Genomic DNA, 17,346 nt, shown 5'->3' with positions numbered 1-17,346 from the left:
GTCGCCGGTCGGCGGTACCTCGTAGGTGGCGCCCGGGGCGAACATCGCGAACCATTCCTCAATGCGCCACTCGTCGAGCAGGTCGGCCTCGAGATAGAGGAAATCCTCCATGCGGGTACGCAGGCCGGGATCGTCCAGGCTGGGGGTGCCGGCAAGGGTCGCGTCGGCGTTCATGGCGCACCCGCCATGCGCTGGCGCCATTGCCGCCAGAAGCAGCGCATCTGCTCCTCGTCGTCGTTCATCGGCTTGCCGGCGCGCGGCATGCCCTTGGAGATGTCGTTCCACGCCACCTCGCGCATGTTCCTGTAGCCGCGCTGGCAGTTCTCCAGCGCCTCCTGGTCGTCCGGCGTGGCGAAGCCGCCTGGCCCCAGGAACTCGAGGAAGTTGAACAGGCGGAGCTTGCGCAGCTCGCTGTCCTCCCCGCGGGCGGCGAGCGCCCAGGCGCTGACGGTCATCTGGTCGGGCGCCTCGGGATAGAAGGTGCGGATGGTGATCGCCATGATGTCGTTGATGACCAGGTTGGGGAAGATCAGCATGTTGCGGCTGGTCTCGGCGATGCGCAGGCCGCGCTCCTCGCCGAAGCGCTGAATCAGGTTCTTGCGGAGACGCTCGACCAGCTCGCGCTTGTCCTCGCCCCACGACGGCACCCAGCGCGCGATCGGCCGGCCCCACGGCGAGGCATATTCGATGACGGCGTGGCCGTTGCCGAGATCGGTCATGCCGCGCGCGGTGAAGTCGTTGGTGCCCGAGTCCATGCGCAGGCTGCCGATGTTCTTGAGATAGTCGAAATAGGTGCTGTGCACCGGGAAGCCGTGGAAGGCGTCGATGCTGTTCTCGGCCAGGAGCTTCCAGTTGGCGTTGATGCGGTATTGCTGGCCGCTGCCGACCACTTCCATGCCGGCCTCTGACTGGTCGGCGACGAGGTCGATGTACTCCCTGGCGCCGGCCAGGTAGTCGGCCAGGGGAACGGCATTGCGGTCGAAATTGACGAACCAGAAGTCGCGGTAGCTTTCCAGGCGCGGCACCTGGGCCAGGTCGGCGCAGCCGCCGCCATAATGCTCCTTGCCGTAGTTGCCCTCTTCGAAGCGCGAGGCGAAGCGGCCGTTCACGTTGAACGACCAGCCGTGATAGAAGCAGCGGAATGCGAGCGCGTTGCCCTTGCGCTCGCGCACCACCATGGCGCCTCGGTGCGGGCAGGTGTTGAGAAAGGCGTGCACCGCGCCGCCGCGGTCGCGATTGAAGATCAGCTCACGACCGCCGACCGCGCGGGTGATGAAGTCGCAATTGCTGGCGATCTCCGAGCCGTGGCCAAGGTAGAGCCAGCACCGGTCGAAGATGGCGTCATGCTCGCCCTCGAGTATGGATTGCTCGGTGAAAACCCGCCGCGCCACCCGGAACAGGTGCCGCTCGCGATCCTCGACCACCAGGTCGGCATGGTCCGACGGGATTTCCCGATTGATCAGGGCGGTGTCCATGGTTTCCTCCGCGCCGGTGGATTAATCTAACAATTGTTAGGAAGTGTATAGCCTGATAGACAATATGGTCAACCAGAGAGAGGACAGCGATGGATGATGCAGCCCTGGCGCGCGCCGTGGTCGACCCGCGCACCTACGTCGACCAGTCCGCCTACGATGCGCTGTTCACGCCGCTTCGCCGCGCCTCTCCCGTGCACCTGGTGGCGCCCGAGGGCTATCGGCCGTTCTGGCTTGTGACGCGGCATGCCGACATCATCGAGATCGAGCGTCAGCCCGAGCGCTTCCTGAACGAGCCGCGCTCGACGCTCGCCACGCTCGCCGACGAGGAGAAGCTCGAGCGACTGACCGGGCGGCGCGATTCGGCACTGCGCACGCTCGTGAACATGGACGATCCCGATCACCGGGTGTTCCGCGCAATCACCCAGGCCTGGTTCATGCCGCCCAGCCTGCAGAAGCTTGACCGCCAGATCGCCCTTCTGGCGCGCGAGTTCGTCGACCGCATGGAGGCGATGGGTGGCGCCTGCGACTTCGCCCGCGACATCGCCAACTGGTATCCGCTGCGCGTCATCATGACCATCCTGGGCGTGCCGGCCGAGGACGAGGCCTTCATGCTGCGGCTCACCCAGGAGCTGCTGGGCTCGACCGATCCGGAGATGCGGCGCCAGGGTGCCCGGCGGGAAACCTACAAGGATTTCTTCGCCTATTTCGCCCGCATGACCGCCGACCGACGGCGGTCGCCGCGCGACGACGTCGCCACGGTGATCGCCAATGCGACCCTCGACGGCCGGCCGATCGGCGAGCTCGAAGCCTCGTCGTATTACGTCATCATCGCCACGGCGGGCCACGATACGACGAGCTCGACAACCTCGGGCGGTCTGCTGGCCCTGATGCAGACCACGGGCGCGCTCGACCGCCTCCGGGCGGAGCCCGAGCTGCTGACCCGGGCAGTCGACGAGATGATCCGCTACGTATCGCCGGTAAAGCATTTCTTCCGGACCGCGACCGAGGACTATGTGCTGCGCGGCCAGCAGATCAGGGCAGGCGACAGCCTGATGATGTGCTATCCATCGGGCAATCGTGACGAGGACGTGTTCGAGGATCCGTTTGACTTCCGCATCGATCGTTCGCCGAACCGCCATCTCGCCTTCGGCTTCGGGGCCCATCTCTGTCTCGGCATCCATCTCGCCCGGATGGAGATCCGCGCTTTCTTCCGGGAATTGCTGCCGCGCCTCGACCATGTCGAGCTGGCTGGGGCGCCAGCCTGGGTCGAGGCCAACTTCGTCAGCGGCCTCAAGCGCCTGCCGATCCGCTATGCCTTTGCCAAGGCGGCGGCGTGACTGTTCACCTTATCTCCTCGGATTGAGCCGAGGATATTTGCTCGATTCTTAGCCACAGATGAACACAGATGAACACAGATGAATTCAGATCGATCGAGCTCGACACGAAATTCCCCGGATGTGGTTGTCGCATTCCCGATCTACAGTCATGTCGGCCATCCGTGTTCATTTGTGTTCATCTGTGGCTAACGTCTTCATCGAAGCATGAGCGGAGTGCGTCGCGCTGGTCTGGAGTGGAGCCGCGCTAAAGCATGAGCGACCAGCACCTTGTCATAGTCGGCGCTGGCCATGCCGCCGGCCAACTGATCGCCAGCTTGGCGCAAGACAAGTACTCGGGCACCGTGACGGCAGTCGGCGACGAGCCCTATCTGCCCTATCAGCGTCCGCCTTTGTCCAAGAAATTCCTGGCCGGGGAGCTGGCGCTCGACCGGCTCTACCTGAAGCCGGCGGCGTTCTATGAGAAGTTCGGCACCCGGCTGCTGCTCGGCCGCCGCGTCGAGCGCATCGACCGGCTGGCGCACCGCGTCGTGCTCGACGACGGCTCGAGCCTCGACTACTCGACCCTGGTGCTCGCCACCGGCAGCCGGGCGCGCACGCTTTCCCTGCCCGGCGCCGAGCTGCCGGGAATCGCCTCCCTGCGCAGCATCGCCGATGTCGAGGCGATCCGCGCCCGGTTCTCGGCCGGCAAGTCTCTCGTGGTCGTCGGCGGCGGCTATATCGGGCTCGAGCTGGCAGCCGTGGCGGTCAAGCTGGGGCTTGCCGTCACCGTGCTCGAGGCGGCGCCGCGGCTGATGATGCGCGGCGTCGGGCCGGTGGTCTCGACGTTCTACGAGCGGCTGCATCGCGAGGAGGGGGTCGCGGTCCATACCGGCGTAGCCGTGAAGGGCTTCGAAGGCGAGGGCCGCGTCGAGCGCGTCGTTTGCGAGGGCCTGCTGGCTGCGGCCGACCTGGTCGTCGTCGGCGTCGGCGCGCTGCCCAATATCGAGCTTGCCCGGACGGCGGGTCTCGCGACCACCAACGGCATCGACGTCGATGCACGCTGCCGCACCGAGGATCCGGCGATCTACGCCATCGGCGATTGCACCAACCAACACCACCCCATGCTCGACCGCCGCCTGCGGCTGGAATCGGTGCACAACGCCCTCGAGCAGGGACGCATGGCGGCGGCGGCGATCTGCGGCCTGCCGGCGCCGCCCGACCAGGTGCCGTGGTTCTGGAGCGACCAGTACGACGTCAAGCTGCAGACCGCCGGCCTGTCGGACCGACACGACCAGGCGATCATCCGTGGCCGGCCGGACGAGGGGCGCTCGTTCGCGGTGTTCTATCTTTCCGATGGCGTGCTGGTGGCCTGTGATGCCATGAACCGGGCGGCGGAATTCATGATGTCCAAGGTTCTGGTCGGCGCGCGGGCGCGCGTCGATGCGGCGAAGCTCGCCGACGAACGGGTGGCGGTGAAGGATTGTCGACTATAGCGCTGAACGAGTGAGTGGACGGACAGATGGCAAAGATCACCTTCGAGACGGCGGACGGGCAGGAGCACACGATCGACATCGCCAACGGGCTGTCGATCATGGAAGGCGCCGTCAGGAACATGGTGCCCGGTATCGACGCCGATTGCGGCGGCACCTGCTCGTGCGCCACCTGCATGGTCTACGTGCCTTCGGAATGGGCCGACAAGCTGCCGCCCAAGAAGTCGGACGAAGAAGCGATGATCGAGTTCTGCCCGCACCACAACGAGACCTCGCGCCTGTCCTGCCAGATCGATGTCTCGGATGCGCTGGATGGGTTGCGGCTCAAGGTGCCGGAGAGTCAGCGCTGAGGGCTTGCAGTGGACCCGCTACGGATCGTCTATTCCTTCCCCGTAATCGGGTCGTAATCGGGGGAGGTGGCCCGTAGGGCCGGAGGGGCAAGGCCTCAGGTGAGATCCCTCTGATTCCGACGTCAGAATCGGAAGCGCTCTGTCTGGGGCTCTCCCCCTCCGCCCCGTATGACGGTGCACCTCCCCCGATTACGGGGGAGGCGAACAAGATGCACCAAGCAGCCGCCTGATCCGTACATCCAGCGCTCCGCCAGCGGATGCTGGATGCCCTGGTTCTGGCCGATCGGACGATCGAACACCACGCGCTCGCGGGCATATCTGGCAGCGCGCCGGAGTGCATCCTGGCCGATGCCGATCGCCTCCATGGCGACCAGCACGCGCTCCGGGTTGAGGCTGTCGAGGATGTAGGAGAACCCGCGACCTTCCTCGCCGATGCGATGCTCCTCGGGCACGAACAGGCCATCGATGAAGATGGCATTCGAATCGACCGCCTTGCGGCCTATTTTGGGGATGCGCTGGACCTCGATTCTGGAACGATCGAGATCGGTGTAGAAGATCGTGATGCCGTCGGTCGGCCGGCGTAACAACGGCCCGCACGCCGTCGCGCAACGCCGCATGGTCGGCAGCCTGGCTGTTGTCACCGATTGCCGGAGAGTGGGTCATGGCGGGCTCCCTGGGATGAAAAAGCCGCAGATGAACACCGATGCACACAGATGCCCTCTTCTTTGGACCGCGGGCGAGACGCCCGCGGTCCAGAAGAGGACGCTATCCATATTCATCCGTGGCTATTCATCTCGGCTGTCAGGACTGGGCCAGCGCGGCGAGCACGCGCTGGGCTTGCTTGAGATGCGGGATGTCATACATCTTGCCGTCGATGCCGATTGTGCCGGCATCGGGTTGCGCCGCGAAGGTTTCGACGACCCGGCGCGCATGAGCCACGTCCTCGTCGCTCGGCGTGAAGCAGCGATTGATCGTCGCCACCTGGTCGGGATGGATGGCGATGCGGCCGGTGAAGCCGTCGCGGCGCGCCGTCAGGGAGCTCTCGGCAAGCCCCTTGGTGTCGCGGAAGTCGGTGTAGACCGTCTCGAGCGGCGCCACGTCGGCGGCACAGGCTGCGAACAGGCACTGCGCGCGGGCCACCTGGTAGGGAAAGCTGAAGCTGCCGTCGGGCGCCTTGCTGGTGGTGGCGCCGATCGCGCTCGACAGGTCCTCAGCGCCCCAGGTCAGAGCCGCGAGACGCGGATGTGCCGGCGTGTACGAGCCGAGATGGAACATCGCCGTCGGCGTCTCGGTCGCGACGACCAGGATCTTGACGTGGCCGGCGGTCATGCCGGCCTTGGCCTCGAGGGCATCGAGGCAATGGCCGAGCCGCACAACGTCGCCGGAACCGTTGGCCTTGGGCAGCACGATGCCGTCGAGGCCCGGCATGACCACGGCCGCCAGGTCCTCGAGCGTCATGCCGGACTCGAAGGGATTGATGCGCACCCAGCAGGTCCAGGGGCGGCCCGCGGTAGGCGCGATCATGCCGGCCAGCATCTTGCGGGCCTCGGGCTTGCGCGATGGCGCGACGGCATCTTCGAGGTCGAGGATCAGGCCATCGGCGCCGATTGCCCGGGCGCGCTCGAACTTGCGCTCGCTGTCGCCGGGCACGAAGAGCAGGGAACGCAGCCTCATTTCGGCTTCCCCAGCATCAGGCCGGCGCGCTTGCAGATGCAGATCTCCTCGTCGCGCTGATTCAAGCCGCGATGCTGGAATGTCACGATGCCCTGCCCGGGTCGCGACTTGCTGGCCCGCACCTCGATCACCGTCGTCTCGGCGCGGATTGTGTCGCCGGCGAAGACCGGCCGGGGAAAGCGAACCTCGTCCCAGCCGAGATTGCCCACCGTGGTGCCGAGCGTGGTGTCGCCCACCGACAGGCCGGTGACCAGCCCCAGGGTGAACCCGCTGTTGACCAGTGGCTTTCCGAACTCGGTCGTCTTGGCGTACTCGTGGTCGAGATGCACTGCCGCGGGATTGTGGGTTAGCGCCGTGAACAGGATGTTGTCCATGTCGGTCACCGTTCGCCGCACGGCATGTACGAATTTCTGCCCGACGTAGAATTCCTCGAAATAGAGTCCTGGCAAGCCTTCCTCCTTTGCTGCTCGAACGATCGGATCATGCTCTTCCGGACCGCGGGCGTCTCGCCCGCTCATGAGCATGATCGGGCGAGATGCCCGCGGTCCGGAAGAGCAAGATCCGAATTAGCTTGCATACGTATAGTACACAAACGTATTATATTTGGCGCAACCGGGAGGACGAACGGGCGCGGAATGCCAGGCAGAACGGCGATCGTGACGGGCGGGGCGCAGGGCATCGGCCGCGCCCTCACGCGTCGCCAGGCGGCGGAAGGCTGCAAGGTCGCGATCTTCGATCTCAAGCCCGATGTCGCACGGCGGACAGCCGAGGAAGCCGGTTCCCAATGCCGGGCCTATGCCGTCGACATCGGCGACCGCGCCGCGGTCGATGCCGCCGTCGCCGCGGTCGAGCGCGATTTCGGGCCGGTCTGGCTGCTGGTCAACAATGCCGGCTGGGACCAGCCGATGCCGTTCCTCGAGACCGACCGGGAAGTGTCGGACCGCATCATCCACATCAATCTCTACGGGCCGCTCAATGCACCAGGCGGTGTGCGCCGGCATGGCGGCGCGCGGCGAGGGCCGCGTCGTCACCATCGCCTCGGACGCCGCCCGCGTGGGCACCAGCGGCGAGGCGGTCTATTCGGCCTGCAAGGGCGGCATGGTCGCCTTCACCAAGTCGATGGCGCGCGAACTGGCGCGCAACGGCGTGCTGCTTAACGCCATCTGTCCCGGCCCGGCCAACACGCCGATGATGCAGGAGGTGATCGGATCGGGCGAGCAGGCGCGCAAGTGGCAGGAAGCCATGGTGCGCGGCATTCCGTTGAGGCGCATGGGCGAGCCGCAGGACTATGCCGGCATCGTCACCTTCCCGGCGTCGGACGACGGCAGCTACATCACCGGCCAGACCATCTCGGTCTCCGGCGGCATGAACATGATCTGAAGCAGGAGGAAGCAACCATGTCGGGACCAGTCGCCTACCAGGACCTTCTCTACGAGGTGCGCGGCCGCGCCGCCTGGATCATCATCAACCGGCCCAAGGTCTACAACGCCTTTCGCGGCCGCACGGTCGAGGAGCTGATCCAGGCCTTCCAGCAGGCCGCCAACGACAGGAACGTCGCCAGCGTCGTGCTGACCGGCGCCGGCGACCGCGCCTTCTGCACCGGCGGCGACCAGTCGGCGCACGACGGCAACTACGACGGCCGCGGCGTCGTCGGTCTGCCGATCGACGAGCTGCAGGCCATCATCCGCGACATTCCCAAGCCGGTGATCGCCCGCGTCAACGGCTTCGCCATCGGCGGCGGCAATGTGCTGGCGACGCTGTGCGATCTCACAATTGCCGCGGACACGGCGCAGTTCGGCCAGGTTGGCCCCAAGGTCGGCTCGTTCGACGCCGGCTGGGGCACGGCCTTCCTCGCGCGCCACATCGGCGACAAGCGGGCGCGCGAAATGTGGTTCATCAACGACCGCTACACCGCTCACGAGGCGCGTGAGATGGGCCTGGTCAACAAGGTCGTGCCGGCGGCCGAGCTCGATGCGGCAGTCAACGACTGGACCGACAAAATTGCAGAACGCTCCCCGACGGCGCTCGCCTTCCTCAAGCGCTCCTTCAACGCCGATTCGGACGCCATCCGCGGCATCAGCAACATGGCGTTGCACGCCGTGAAGCTGTTCTACGCCACCGAGGAGTCGAAAGAGGGCGTCAAGGCCTTCAACGAGAAGCGCGCGCCCGACTTCCACAAGTTCCCCGAGTAGGGGCCGGCCACATGATCGAGCGCTCGCTGTTCCGCGAGGAGCATCGGATCTTCCGCGAGTCCGTGCGCCGCTTCGTCGAGCGTGAGATCGTGCCGTTCCACGCCCAATGGGAGAGGGACGGCAGCGTGCCGCGCGAACTGTGGCGCAAGGCCGGCGCCGAGGGTCTCCTGTGCTGCACGGTTCCCGAGCAGTATGGCGGTCTCGGGCTCGACTACCTGTTCGATGTCGTCGTCTACGAGGAGCTGTGGCGCGTGGGGGCCAGCGGACCGGGCTTCCTGATCCACACCGACCTCGTCGCCACTTACATTCTGTCCTTCGGCACGGAGGAGCAGAAACGGACCTGACTGCCGAAAATGGTACGCGGCGAGGCGATCGGCTCGCTCGGCATGACTGAGCCGCATGCCGGCAGCGATCTCAAGGCGATTCGCACCCGCGCGGTGCGCGACGGCGAGGAGTTCGCGATCGACGGCCAGAAAGTGTTCGCCTCCAACGGCTGTCCTTTCACCTCTTCCCGTATTCGGTGAAGACATAATCGCGGTCCTTCACCGCGGTGTGGCACGCCAATCCGCACTTGGCGTCGTTTGCCTGCGGCGGACGGCTCGCCAGAGTGGTGGGCCGGAACGCACCGGACGCCGCGTCGTACTCGAACGCGGCCCACCCCCATCCGCCGCTGTCCGCGAATCTCCTGCTATCCTTCACCATGAAAGCGACGTCAGTCAGAGTTCCCGGAACCGTCGGCTGGCCGGGGTAAGCCTCTTGCCTCTTCGGAGTCCAATGGATCTTCGCCATCCTGGCGCCGTCCGGGAAAGGCTTTCCGTTGTCGGGCACGCCTGCCTTGAAGGCCTCAATTATCACCGGGTTTCCCATGGTTGCGGCGATCTTGCCGCCGTTCGCACTGATGGCGATGACAGCCCAATCCTCGTATCCCCTGAACTCGGCGAAGGCGAGCCCATCGGGCACCTTGATGGCGTACTTGTCCTGGGCGGAAATCGAGACAGCGGTCGTCACGACGGCAATCGATACCGCGAGGCTGAGGCCGACCGACACGCTTCTTGTCATCGTTGCTCCTTCTTTCGTGCCGAAGGGTAGCACGTGAGTGGCTGGCGACATCCTTGATGGTCGCGTGCAGGCGTGCCAATTGTCCTCAGGTATAGGGGCCGCCCTCCTCGCAGGCGACTCGCGCCTGCGTCGGTCCCTTCCTCACACGCTATCCAGCGCGTCGAGGTCGTCGATGGCGGTGGCGATGCGATGCATCATGGCGAGCGTCATGGCTTCGCTCTGCATCGACGGCAGCATCAGCGAATGGCGGAGCGTGATAGTCCACATCGCGAAGGCGTGCAGGAGCTGCTGGCGGTACCAGGTGAAAGCCTGGTCGAAGTCGAGGCGCGGGGCGCCGTGCCTGGCCAGGCGGTCGAGATAGCTGGCCAGCAGGTCGTGTTCCCAGGCGCGGCGGTCGTCCGGCGCCAGTCCAGAGCTCACGGCGTAGGCGACGTCGCGTGACCAGTGGCCGCGCGAGGGGCATTGCCAGTCGCACAGCCCCATGTGCCCGACGCCGGTCTGGTACCAGTTGCCGATATGCACGTCGGAATGCAGCAGGGTCGACGGCTCGCGCTGGTGGACGGCGAGCGCCTTCATGGTCGCGGGCCACACCTCGTGGCGGCGCTGCATCAGGCGGGCCGGCATCAAGTGCGCCGCGGCATCGAGCGCCTTCTGGGTGTAGTGCTCGGTCTGCATCTTCTGGGCGCCGATGGTGAACCACTTCGGATAATCGGCGAGCCAGCGGAAGCGCTCGTCGAGCGTCGTGTCGCCGTAGTAGCGGCCGTGCAGGGCGGCCAGCAGGTCTATCTGGTCCTCGGCCATGGCGTGGCTGACTCTGGTCTCGTGTCCGCAGAAGGTCGCCTGCTTGGTGGCGACGAGATCCTCCAGAAGATGGATCGCCGTGAACGTCCGCCGGTCGTAAGTCGAGAAGTAGCAGGTCGGCGCCTCGATCTGCAGCTCAGGGCGGATATGTTTGTAGAAACCACCTTCGACGCGGGCATGGCCGCCGAAGCCCGCGACCATGCGCGTCACGAAGCTCGGCAGCGACTTGGTGAAGATCGAGGCCGGCAGGCCCGCGCGCCGTCCCGCCTCGTTGTATTCGACGCGAAGCCTGTGGCGTTCCTGTGTGCCGGCGCTGACGGCCTCCACGGCGACCCGGGTCACCACGGCCCCCGGCACTGCGCCGCAGACTGCCAAGGTCAGCCATTCCGGGGTGATGGCGCTGGGCGAGCACGGCACGTCGTCGATGGTGCGCGCCAGGGGATGGACGGCGCGTTCGTAGAGCAGCCGCCCGCCGACGCGCAGCGCAGTCAACGCGATATTGCGCGAGCTCTTGGCCATCTCAGGATTCCAGGCTCGTCCGGCCACCTGCCCAGCGGCTCGCGATGGCGTCGTGGCCGACGCGGCCATTGTTGGCGCGTGCCGTCTTGCGCTCGGAGGCGAGGGCCTCGCCCATGGGCAGCTCGTAGCCGGCATCGATTAAGCGCTTGTAGACAACCAGCGTCTCCGGAACGCCGGCCAGCATCTGCTCGGCGAGGGCGCGCGCATGCGGCACCAGTTCCTCCGGCGGCACCACCGTGTTGACGATACCCCAGGCTGCCGCCTCTGTGGCGGAGATGACGCGCGCGGTGAGGGCCAGCTCTTTGGCGCGTGACAGGCCGATGCGGCGCGGCAGGCGGACCGAGATGCCCCATCCCGGCAGCAAGCCCATCTTCACATGGGTGTCGCAGAAGCTTGCCGCCGTAGAGGCGATCAGGACATCGCACGCCATCGAAATCTCGAAGCCGCCGGTCACGGCGGGGCCATTGATGGCGCCGATGACCGGACCCTCGAAGCGGGCGAGGGCGGCCGTCACGTCGAGCTCGAAGCCGCCGGCCGAATTCCGGCTCTCGCCCCATTCGTGCAGGTCGAGACCGGCCGTGAACGCCCGCCCGGCGCCGGTCAGGATCAACACGCGGATTGCCGGATCGGTTTGCAAGGCGTCGATCGCGGAGATCAGCTCGGTACGCAGCTCGATGGAGAGGGCGTTCAGCTTCTCTGGCCGATTGAGCGTCACCACCGCGTAGCCGGCTGTCGCGCGCTCGACCAGGATGGTGCGATAGGTCTCGTTCATGTTTCGCTCCTCAAAGCTCTTCCTCCCCGACGAAGTTGGGGGTGCCCCGTCGTATAGGGCGCAGGGGTCATGTTTCATGGAGGCCATGACCCCTCCGTGCCGATGACGGCGCCACCTCCCGAGCGGAGCTGGGAAGGAGAATGATTGGCGTCATGACCCTTCGCTCAGCATCGCCGGCGCCACGGCGCGGTGGAAGACCTCGAACGGCTTGCTGTGGCGCCGAGCAGGGAGGTGCCGACCTGGACAGCGCTGACGTTGAAGTCGCCGTAGGCCAGTTCCTCGGCGATGATTCCGGTGGTGATGTTGCCGGTGCCGAGCCCGCCGTGCTGCTCGGGCAGGTCGACGCCGAGCAGGCCGAGCTGGCCCATCTCGCGCACCAGATCGTGATCGAGGATGCCGATGCGCTCCCGTTCGATGTAGTGGGGCAGCAGCCGCTCGCGCGCGAAGCGGCGGGCGACCTCCTGCAGGGCGCGCTGGTCCTCGTCTGGAATCATGGCGGGCCTTTCCTCGCTGATTCACCGCGACGGCGCATCGGAACCAAGAGTAGCCGATGAACCCAAAGTCATAAACATGTATACACTAAGCATGCGTTCCAAATCTGACACATGTTCCAGCGTTTTGCCGGGTCGATATGAAGCGGTCACGCTGTTATCGTACACAGGCATATGGTATGAGATTATCTCCTCTCGACACTCAGCATGGCAGCCTTGGGATGACGCAAAAGACAAACCCGGACGGTTCGAGCGACCAGCCGGACTGGGACCTGCGGCTGGGTTACCTGATCCACGACGTCTCGCGCCTGCGCCGCATGATGTTCGACCGCGCCCTCGCGCCACTCGGCATCACGCGCTCGCAATGGTGGGTGCTGGCCTTCGTGTCGCGGCGCAACGGCTCGCCGCAGACCGCGCTCGCCAACGAACTCGATCTCGGCAAGGTGGCGCTCGGCGGCCTGATCGACCGCCTGGAATCGTCCGGCTTCGTGATGCGCCGGGCCGATCCGGTCGACCGGCGGGTGAAGCGCGTCTATCTCACCAAGCAGGCGCTGAGCTTCCTCAAGCAGGTGCGCAAGGAGACCGACAAGTTCAACGCCCGTATCGTCGAAGGCATGGACCGCGCCGACCTGGCCAAGGCGGCCGACACCTTGCTGGCGATGAAGCGGCGGCTGCTGTCGATGTCGGAAGAGGCGCCGCCCGCGACGCGGCCTGGGCGGCGCCAGGCGGCTTAGTTCTCCTCCCCAGCGTTTTCGCTGAGGAGGTGCCCCGTCACGCGGGGCGGAGGGGTCATGGGGTTTCCGGACCGCGGGCGTCCCGCCTGCTCTTCTCGTGAGCGTGGTCCGGCGCGGTAAACCGCGCCCCCAAGACGCCCACGGTCCACCTGACCCATGACCCCTTCCGTCGCCGTAAGACGGCGACACCTCCCCAACTCCGTTGGGGAGGGGAAGAATTAAAACCCGACGTTGTCGCCGCCCTTGAGCTTCAGCATCTCGCGCGCTTCGGCCGGGGTCGCGGGCTCGAGCGACAGCTCGGTGAGGATGCGGACGATCTTGGCCACCTGCTCGGCGTTGCTCGCGGCGAGCTTGCCCCGGCCGATGTAAAGGCTGTCTTCCATTCCGACACGAACATGGCCGCCCATGACGGCGTTCATGGTGGCGATCGGCATCTGGTGGCGGCCGGCGCCCAGCACCGAGAAGTAGTACTGCTCGCCGAACAGCCGGTCGGCCGTTGCCCGCATGTGCAAAAGATTCTCAGGCTCGGCGGCGATTCCACCGAGGATGCCGAGCACGCCCTGCACGAACAGCGGCGGCTCGACCAGGCCGCGGTCGAGGAAGTGCGCGAGGTTGTAGAGATGGCCGATGTCGTAGCATTCGAACTCGAAGCGCGTGCCGTTGGCGCCGAGTTCCTTCAGACCGCGTTCGATCTGCGCGAAGGTGTTGCTCAGGATGAAGTCGCGCGTCATCTCGAGATAGGGCTTCTCCCAATCGTACTTGAAGCTCGCGATCTTCTCGGCGGCGCCGAAGATGCCGAAATTCAGCGAGCCCATGTTCATCGAGGCGACCTCGGGCTTGGCCCATTTGGCGGCCGCCAGCCGCTCGTCGAGGGTCATGCCGAGCCCGCCGCCGGTGGTGACGTTCACCACCGCGTCGCACTGCTGCTTGATGCGTGGCAGGAAGCGCTGGAACGCCTCCGGCTTCTGCGTCGGCTTGCCGTCTTTCTCCTCGCGCGCGTGAAGGTGCAGAACCGCCGCCCCGGCCTCGGCCGCGGCGACGGCCTCCGCGGCGATCTCGTCGCCGGTGATCGGCAGGTGATCCGACATGGTCGGCGTGTGGATCGATCCGGTCACCGCGCAGGTGACGATGACCTTCCGAGCCCGGCGCATGGTCTCTCACTCCTCTTTTGTCGACAGTGTCGTTACATCGCCGCGAGCGCTCTTGTCATGCTCCTCCCCAGCTGCGCTGGGGACGTGTCCGCGTCTAAAGGCTCTTGGCCGCTCTGCAGCCAAAATGCCGACGCGGACGGATGGGGCATGAACATGAGAGTCATGACCCCTCCGTCGCCGTAAGACGGCGACACTTCCCCAGCGAAGCTGGGGAGGAGGAGTCACTCCGCCGCGACGGAGACCGTGTCCTTGAAGCGTTCGCGCAGCGAGACCTTGTGGATCTTGCCGGTCGCCGTCATCGGCAGCTGGTCGATGAACGCGACATCGTCGGGCAGCCACCAGGAGGCCATCTGCGGGCGCAGGAACTCGATCAGCTCTTCGCGTGTCACGTCCTTGCCGGGTCGGCGGACGACGACCAGCAGGGGGCGCTCCTGCCAGTGCGGATGGGCGATGCCGATCACGGCAGCCTGGGCGACTGCGGGATGCCCCATGGCCGCGTTCTCGACGGCGGCGCTGCTGATCCATTCGCCACCCGACTTGATGACGTCCTTGGAGCGGTCGACGATCTCGATCGTGCCGTCGGGGAACAGGCGGGCGACGTCGCCGGTCTGCAGCCAGCCGTCCATGGTGGGCGCGTCCTGCTTGAGGTAGGCGCCGGCAATCATCGGACCGCGCGCCTGCAGATGGCCGAACGCCTCGCCGTCGCTCGGCAGGATCTTGCCGTCGTCATCGACGATCCTGAGCTTCGTCGTGAAGGCGACGCGTCCCTGGCGTAGCTTGTGGCCGACGCGCTCCTCGAACGGCGCCTCGGCGGCGCCCGGCGGCATGGTGCAGCGGGTCACGCCGAGTGCTTCGGTCATGCCCCAGCACTGTGCCACCTCGATGCCGTAGCGGCCTTCCATGGCCTCGATCAGGCTGCGCGGCGGCTTGGTGCCGGCGACCAGGGCCGCCCGCAGGTTTGGCAGGTTCAGCCCATTCTGGTCCATGTAATCGACCAGGGTCAGCCAGATCGTCGGCACGCCGGCGGCGACCGTCACATCTTCCTGCAAGAGGATCTCGTAAAGCTTGTCGGGCTCGAAATTGCGCCCGGGCATGACCAGCTTGTGGCCGCTGAGTGGCGCCGTGTAGACCATCTGCCAGCCGTTCCCGTGGAACAGCGGCGCGATCGGCATGTAGGTCTCGCGGGCGCCCGAGCGGTAGCCGCCGATCATGTCGGCCGTGCTCATGACCAGGGCGCTGAGCAGCGTCGAACGGTGCGTGTTCACCACGCCCTTGGGCTGGCCGGTGGTGCCCGAGGTGTAGCAGATCACCGAGGCCTGGCGCTCGTCGAAGCTCGGCCACTCGTAGGCGCCATTCTGGGCGGCGAGCAGGCGCTCGTAGCTCATCAGCCCGGGTAGCGACGATTTCGGCAGCCCGGGATTGACGCTCATGTAGATCCAGCCCTGCACGCCGGGCAGTTGCGGCGCCAGGCGTTCGGCGATCGGGAGGGTCGCGGCATCGACGCAGAGCCAGCGATCCTCGGCGTGATTGATGATGTAGAAGAGATGCTCGTCGAACAGGCGCGGGTTGATGGTGTGGAGGACTGCGCCGGTGCCCGAGATGCCGTAGAACAGCTCGAAATGATGGTGGGTGTTCCAGGCCAGCGAACCCACACGGTCGCCCGGCTTCATGCCGAGCGCGATCATTGCCTGGGCGAGCTGCTTGCTGCGCCGCAGCGCCTCATCATAGGTCGAGCGATGGACGCCACCTTCCGGCGTGCGGGCGACGATCGCGGTCGAGCCGTGCGCCGCTGCTGCGTGCTCGAGCAGGGACGAGATCATGAGCGGCTCGTCCATCATCAATCCACGCATCGGTCTCTCTCCTGATTGCGGTGACTGGGTACTCAGGCGTTACTCTGCGCGAATCGTCTCGACGGCGACCCAGGCCTTACCATCGAAGCGCGACAGGCGGAAACTATGATAGGCGCTGTAGTTGGTCGGCGTGTTGGAAAGCACGATGCCGGGCAGCAGCATCGACAGGGTCACGTCCTTCAATGTCGTCGCCGTCTTGACCAGGTTGTCGCGCGACAGGTCCTTGCCGGCGGCCTTGAAGACATACTCGGCCAGCGACACGTTGATGTAGCCCGAGATGCCGATCGAATCGGTGGGCGAGTCGCCGGGCGCATACTTCTTCATGAAGGCCATGTAGTCGATCACGCCCTGGTCCTTGTCCCAGGCCGGATCGCCGGGCTGCTTGAAAAACTGCGCCGACATCAGGCCGACCGCCTTGTTGAGGCCGACCGGCACGAGAACGGCCGGCAGCGAGTTAGAGGGGCTGCAGACGAACTGCAGGGGCGCCCAACCGAGCTCGCCGGCCTTGCGGATCGCCTGGGCGGCGAACTTGGGCGTGGTGAAGTTCATGAACACCGTGGCGCCCGAGGCCTTGAGGCTGATGATCTGCGAATCGACCGTCGGATCGGTGAGCTCGTAGCTCGCTTCGGCCACGATCATCTTCTGGTTGGCCTCGCCCAGCCCTTTCTTGAGCCCCTTGAGGAAGTCCTTGCCGTAGTCGTCGTTCTGGTAGAGCACGGCGATCTTGGCGTTGGGCTGGGTCTTCAGCACGTACTTGGCGTAGCCCGCGGCCTCCGTCTCGAACTGCGGATAGAACGGCACCGTCCAGGGATATTGCCTGGGATCGTTGAACTTGCTGCCGCCGGCCGAGATCAGCAGCTGCGGCACCTTCTTGCCGTTGAGATAGCGCTGGGTCGCCGTGTTGGTCGGCGTGCCGACCGTGCCGACTTCCGCTACGACGCCGATATCCTCGACCAGCTTGCGTGACATCTCCAGCGCCTTGGGCGGGCTGAAGCCGTTGTCGAGCAGGTGGAAGTTGATCTTCCGGCCGTTGATGCCGCCCTCGTCGTTCAGCATCTTGAAGTACGCTTCGTAGACGCGGCTGTAGATGCCGAAGGCCGATGCCGGGCCGCTGAGCGGCGCACTCTGGCCTATCGAGATCTCGGTGCTCGTCACGCCCGGGATCTTGTCCTGTGCCCTGGCGCCGCTCGCCAGGACGAGCCCGGCAGCCAGCAGCCCCCACCTGTTGGACAGCATTGCCACCTCCCTGATGACGCGGTTCTTCGTCGACCGTGAGAGATAGTAAAGATAAGTACGATTAGCTTGTAAACGGAAATTCTAACAAGAGACTGATTCTAGAAGCACCCGTTGGCCCGTTTCAAGTCTTCCTCCCCGGCGAAGCCGGGGAGGTGTCGCGTCATACGCGGCGGAGGGGCCATGAATCATGCGGACCGCGGGCGTCTCGCCCGCACATGAACCGCGCCGGCGAGACG

General features: G+C 65.8%; 18 protein-coding genes and 1 pseudogene. 8 read left to right on the top strand and 11 right to left on the bottom strand.

Features of this window, described 5'->3' with window-relative positions:
• Nucleotides 1–170 precede the first annotated feature (170 nt).
• Nucleotides 171–1,475, bottom strand: a complete 1,305-nt coding sequence (locus tag AB7O82_RS10285; RefSeq protein WP_428546965.1) for an aromatic ring-hydroxylating oxygenase subunit alpha — start codon at nt 1,473–1,475, stop codon at nt 171–173.
• Nucleotides 1,476–1,564: 89 nt separating this feature from the next.
• On the opposite strand from AB7O82_RS10285, the gene AB7O82_RS10280 reads away from it, so the two are divergent.
• The 3 genes from AB7O82_RS10280 (at nt 1,565) to AB7O82_RS10270 (ending at nt 4,631) form a co-directional block, all read left to right on the top strand.
• Nucleotides 1,565–2,812, top strand: a complete 1,248-nt coding sequence (locus AB7O82_RS10280) for a cytochrome P450 (protein WP_428546968.1) — start codon at nt 1,565–1,567, stop codon at nt 2,810–2,812.
• 251 nt (nt 2,813–3,063) lie between these two features.
• Nucleotides 3,064–4,284: an NAD(P)/FAD-dependent oxidoreductase gene (locus AB7O82_RS10275; protein ID WP_428619320.1), complete on the top strand. Its 1,221-nt coding sequence runs from the start codon at nt 3,064–3,066 to the stop codon at nt 4,282–4,284.
• 26 nt (nt 4,285–4,310) lie between these two features.
• Entirely contained in the window at nt 4,311–4,631 is a 321-nt protein-coding gene (locus tag AB7O82_RS10270; RefSeq protein ID WP_428546974.1) for a 2Fe-2S iron-sulfur cluster-binding protein, read from the top strand.
• A 122-nt stretch (nt 4,632–4,753) separates the two neighbouring features.
• Here the strand turns inward: AB7O82_RS10270 and AB7O82_RS10265 are convergent, their stop codons facing one another.
• From AB7O82_RS10265 to AB7O82_RS10255, 3 genes are all read right to left on the bottom strand, one after another.
• Nucleotides 4,754–5,248 (bottom strand): acyl-CoA dehydrogenase family protein, encoded by a 495-nt coding sequence (locus AB7O82_RS10265; protein ID WP_428546977.1) that lies wholly within the window; start codon nt 5,246–5,248, stop codon nt 4,754–4,756.
• Nucleotides 5,249–5,432: 184 nt separating this feature from the next.
• Nucleotides 5,433–6,305 (bottom strand): HpcH/HpaI aldolase/citrate lyase family protein, encoded by an 873-nt coding sequence (locus tag AB7O82_RS10260; protein ID WP_428546980.1) that lies wholly within the window; start codon nt 6,303–6,305, stop codon nt 5,433–5,435.
• Complete coding sequence (locus AB7O82_RS10255) at nt 6,302–6,754, bottom strand: MaoC family dehydratase (protein WP_395710984.1); 453 nt, start codon at nt 6,752–6,754, stop codon at nt 6,302–6,304. The genes AB7O82_RS10260 and AB7O82_RS10255 overlap by 4 nt, the downstream gene beginning before the upstream one ends.
• Here AB7O82_RS10255 and AB7O82_RS10250 point away from each other — a divergent pair.
• From AB7O82_RS10250 to AB7O82_RS10235, 4 genes and pseudogenes are all read left to right on the top strand, one after another.
• Nucleotides 6,704–7,685: pseudogene (locus AB7O82_RS10250) on the top strand (SDR family oxidoreductase). The gene AB7O82_RS10255 and the pseudogene AB7O82_RS10250 overlap by 51 nt on opposite strands.
• Before the next feature lie 17 nt (nt 7,686–7,702).
• Nucleotides 7,703–8,497: an enoyl-CoA hydratase-related protein gene (locus tag AB7O82_RS10245; RefSeq protein WP_428546983.1), complete on the top strand. Its 795-nt coding sequence runs from the start codon at nt 7,703–7,705 to the stop codon at nt 8,495–8,497.
• Between the two features lie 11 nt (nt 8,498–8,508).
• Nucleotides 8,509–8,841, top strand: coding sequence for an acyl-CoA dehydrogenase family protein (locus AB7O82_RS10240; RefSeq protein WP_428546986.1), 333 nt, complete (start codon nt 8,509–8,511; stop codon nt 8,839–8,841).
• A gap of 9 nt (nt 8,842–8,850) precedes the next feature.
• Nucleotides 8,851–9,021, top strand: a complete 171-nt coding sequence (locus tag AB7O82_RS10235; RefSeq protein WP_428546989.1) for an acyl-CoA dehydrogenase family protein — start codon at nt 8,851–8,853, stop codon at nt 9,019–9,021.
• Here AB7O82_RS10235 and AB7O82_RS10230 read toward each other — a convergent pair.
• The 4 genes from AB7O82_RS10230 to AB7O82_RS10215 all read right to left on the bottom strand — a co-directional run bounded on the left by AB7O82_RS10230 (nt 8,999) and on the right by AB7O82_RS10215 (nt 12,142).
• Entirely contained in the window at nt 8,999–9,556 is a 558-nt protein-coding gene (locus AB7O82_RS10230) for a cytochrome P460 family protein (protein WP_428546992.1), read from the bottom strand. The two genes, AB7O82_RS10235 and AB7O82_RS10230, sit on opposite strands and share 23 nt — an antisense overlap.
• Nucleotides 9,557–9,697: 141 nt before the next feature.
• Nucleotides 9,698–10,876 (bottom strand): hypothetical protein, encoded by a 1,179-nt coding sequence (locus AB7O82_RS10225; protein WP_428546995.1) that lies wholly within the window; start codon nt 10,874–10,876, stop codon nt 9,698–9,700.
• A 1-nt stretch (nt 10,877) separates the two neighbouring features.
• Nucleotides 10,878–11,648: an enoyl-CoA hydratase gene (locus AB7O82_RS10220; protein WP_428619318.1), complete on the bottom strand. Its 771-nt coding sequence runs from the start codon at nt 11,646–11,648 to the stop codon at nt 10,878–10,880.
• Nucleotides 11,649–11,812: 164 nt separating this feature from the next.
• Nucleotides 11,813–12,142: an acyl-CoA dehydrogenase family protein gene (locus AB7O82_RS10215; RefSeq protein ID WP_428547001.1), complete on the bottom strand. Its 330-nt coding sequence runs from the start codon at nt 12,140–12,142 to the stop codon at nt 11,813–11,815.
• 218 nt (nt 12,143–12,360) lie between these two features.
• Here AB7O82_RS10215 and AB7O82_RS10210 point away from each other — a divergent pair, with 218 nt between their 5' ends.
• Nucleotides 12,361–12,873: a MarR family winged helix-turn-helix transcriptional regulator gene (locus AB7O82_RS10210; protein WP_428547004.1), complete on the top strand. Its 513-nt coding sequence runs from the start codon at nt 12,361–12,363 to the stop codon at nt 12,871–12,873.
• A gap of 218 nt (nt 12,874–13,091) precedes the next feature.
• Here the strand turns inward: AB7O82_RS10210 and AB7O82_RS10205 are convergent, their stop codons facing one another.
• The 3 genes from AB7O82_RS10205 to AB7O82_RS10195 all read right to left on the bottom strand — a co-directional run bounded on the left by AB7O82_RS10205 (nt 13,092) and on the right by AB7O82_RS10195 (nt 17,110).
• Nucleotides 13,092–14,024, bottom strand: a complete 933-nt coding sequence (locus tag AB7O82_RS10205; RefSeq protein ID WP_428547007.1) for a 3-keto-5-aminohexanoate cleavage protein — start codon at nt 14,022–14,024, stop codon at nt 13,092–13,094.
• Between the two features lie 221 nt (nt 14,025–14,245).
• On the bottom strand, nt 14,246–15,874 hold the full coding sequence (locus AB7O82_RS10200) for a long-chain fatty acid--CoA ligase (RefSeq protein ID WP_428547010.1): 1,629 nt from the start codon (nt 15,872–15,874) through the stop codon (nt 14,246–14,248).
• A 39-nt stretch (nt 15,875–15,913) separates the two neighbouring features.
• On the bottom strand, nt 15,914–17,110 hold the full coding sequence (locus tag AB7O82_RS10195; RefSeq protein WP_428547013.1) for an ABC transporter substrate-binding protein: 1,197 nt from the start codon (nt 17,108–17,110) through the stop codon (nt 15,914–15,916).
• Nucleotides 17,111–17,346 lie beyond the last annotated feature (236 nt).

The organism is Reyranella sp., from assembly GCF_050185545.1.
Taxonomy (GTDB): Bacteria; Pseudomonadota; Alphaproteobacteria; order Reyranellales; family Reyranellaceae; genus Reyranella.
This window is presented reverse-complemented; position numbering and strand designations above follow the sequence as displayed.

Bases quoted from the DNA above. Each gene is read 5' to 3' on its own strand.
- AB7O82_RS10285 (WP_428546965.1), bottom strand. From the start codon at position 1,475: ATGGACACCGCCCTGATCAATCGGGAAATCCCGTCGGACCATGCCGAC.
- AB7O82_RS10280 (WP_428546968.1), top strand. From the start codon at position 1,565: ATGGATGATGCAGCCCTGGCGCGCGCCGTGGTCGACCCGCGCACCTAC.
- AB7O82_RS10275 (WP_428619320.1), top strand. From the start codon at position 3,064: ATGAGCGACCAGCACCTTGTCATAGTCGGCGCTGGCCATGCCGCCGGC.
- AB7O82_RS10270 (WP_428546974.1), top strand. From the start codon at position 4,311: ATGGCAAAGATCACCTTCGAGACGGCGGACGGGCAGGAGCACACGATC.
- AB7O82_RS10265 (WP_428546977.1), bottom strand. From the start codon at position 5,248: ATGCGGCGTTGCGCGACGGCGTGCGGGCCGTTGTTACGCCGGCCGACC.
- AB7O82_RS10260 (WP_428546980.1), bottom strand. From the start codon at position 6,305: ATGAGGCTGCGTTCCCTGCTCTTCGTGCCCGGCGACAGCGAGCGCAAG.
- AB7O82_RS10245 (WP_428546983.1), top strand. From the start codon at position 7,703: ATGTCGGGACCAGTCGCCTACCAGGACCTTCTCTACGAGGTGCGCGGC.
- AB7O82_RS10240 (WP_428546986.1), top strand. From the start codon at position 8,509: ATGATCGAGCGCTCGCTGTTCCGCGAGGAGCATCGGATCTTCCGCGAG.
- AB7O82_RS10235 (WP_428546989.1), top strand. From the start codon at position 8,851: ATGGTACGCGGCGAGGCGATCGGCTCGCTCGGCATGACTGAGCCGCAT.
- AB7O82_RS10230 (WP_428546992.1), bottom strand. From the start codon at position 9,556: ATGACAAGAAGCGTGTCGGTCGGCCTCAGCCTCGCGGTATCGATTGCC.
- AB7O82_RS10225 (WP_428546995.1), bottom strand. From the start codon at position 10,876: ATGGCCAAGAGCTCGCGCAATATCGCGTTGACTGCGCTGCGCGTCGGC.
- AB7O82_RS10220 (WP_428619318.1), bottom strand. From the start codon at position 11,648: ATGAACGAGACCTATCGCACCATCCTGGTCGAGCGCGCGACAGCCGGC.
- AB7O82_RS10215 (WP_428547001.1), bottom strand. From the start codon at position 12,142: ATGATTCCAGACGAGGACCAGCGCGCCCTGCAGGAGGTCGCCCGCCGC.
- AB7O82_RS10210 (WP_428547004.1), top strand. From the start codon at position 12,361: ATGACGCAAAAGACAAACCCGGACGGTTCGAGCGACCAGCCGGACTGG.
- AB7O82_RS10205 (WP_428547007.1), bottom strand. From the start codon at position 14,024: ATGCGCCGGGCTCGGAAGGTCATCGTCACCTGCGCGGTGACCGGATCG.
- AB7O82_RS10200 (WP_428547010.1), bottom strand. From the start codon at position 15,874: ATGCGTGGATTGATGATGGACGAGCCGCTCATGATCTCGTCCCTGCTC.
- AB7O82_RS10195 (WP_428547013.1), bottom strand. From the start codon at position 17,110: ATGCTGTCCAACAGGTGGGGGCTGCTGGCTGCCGGGCTCGTCCTGGCG.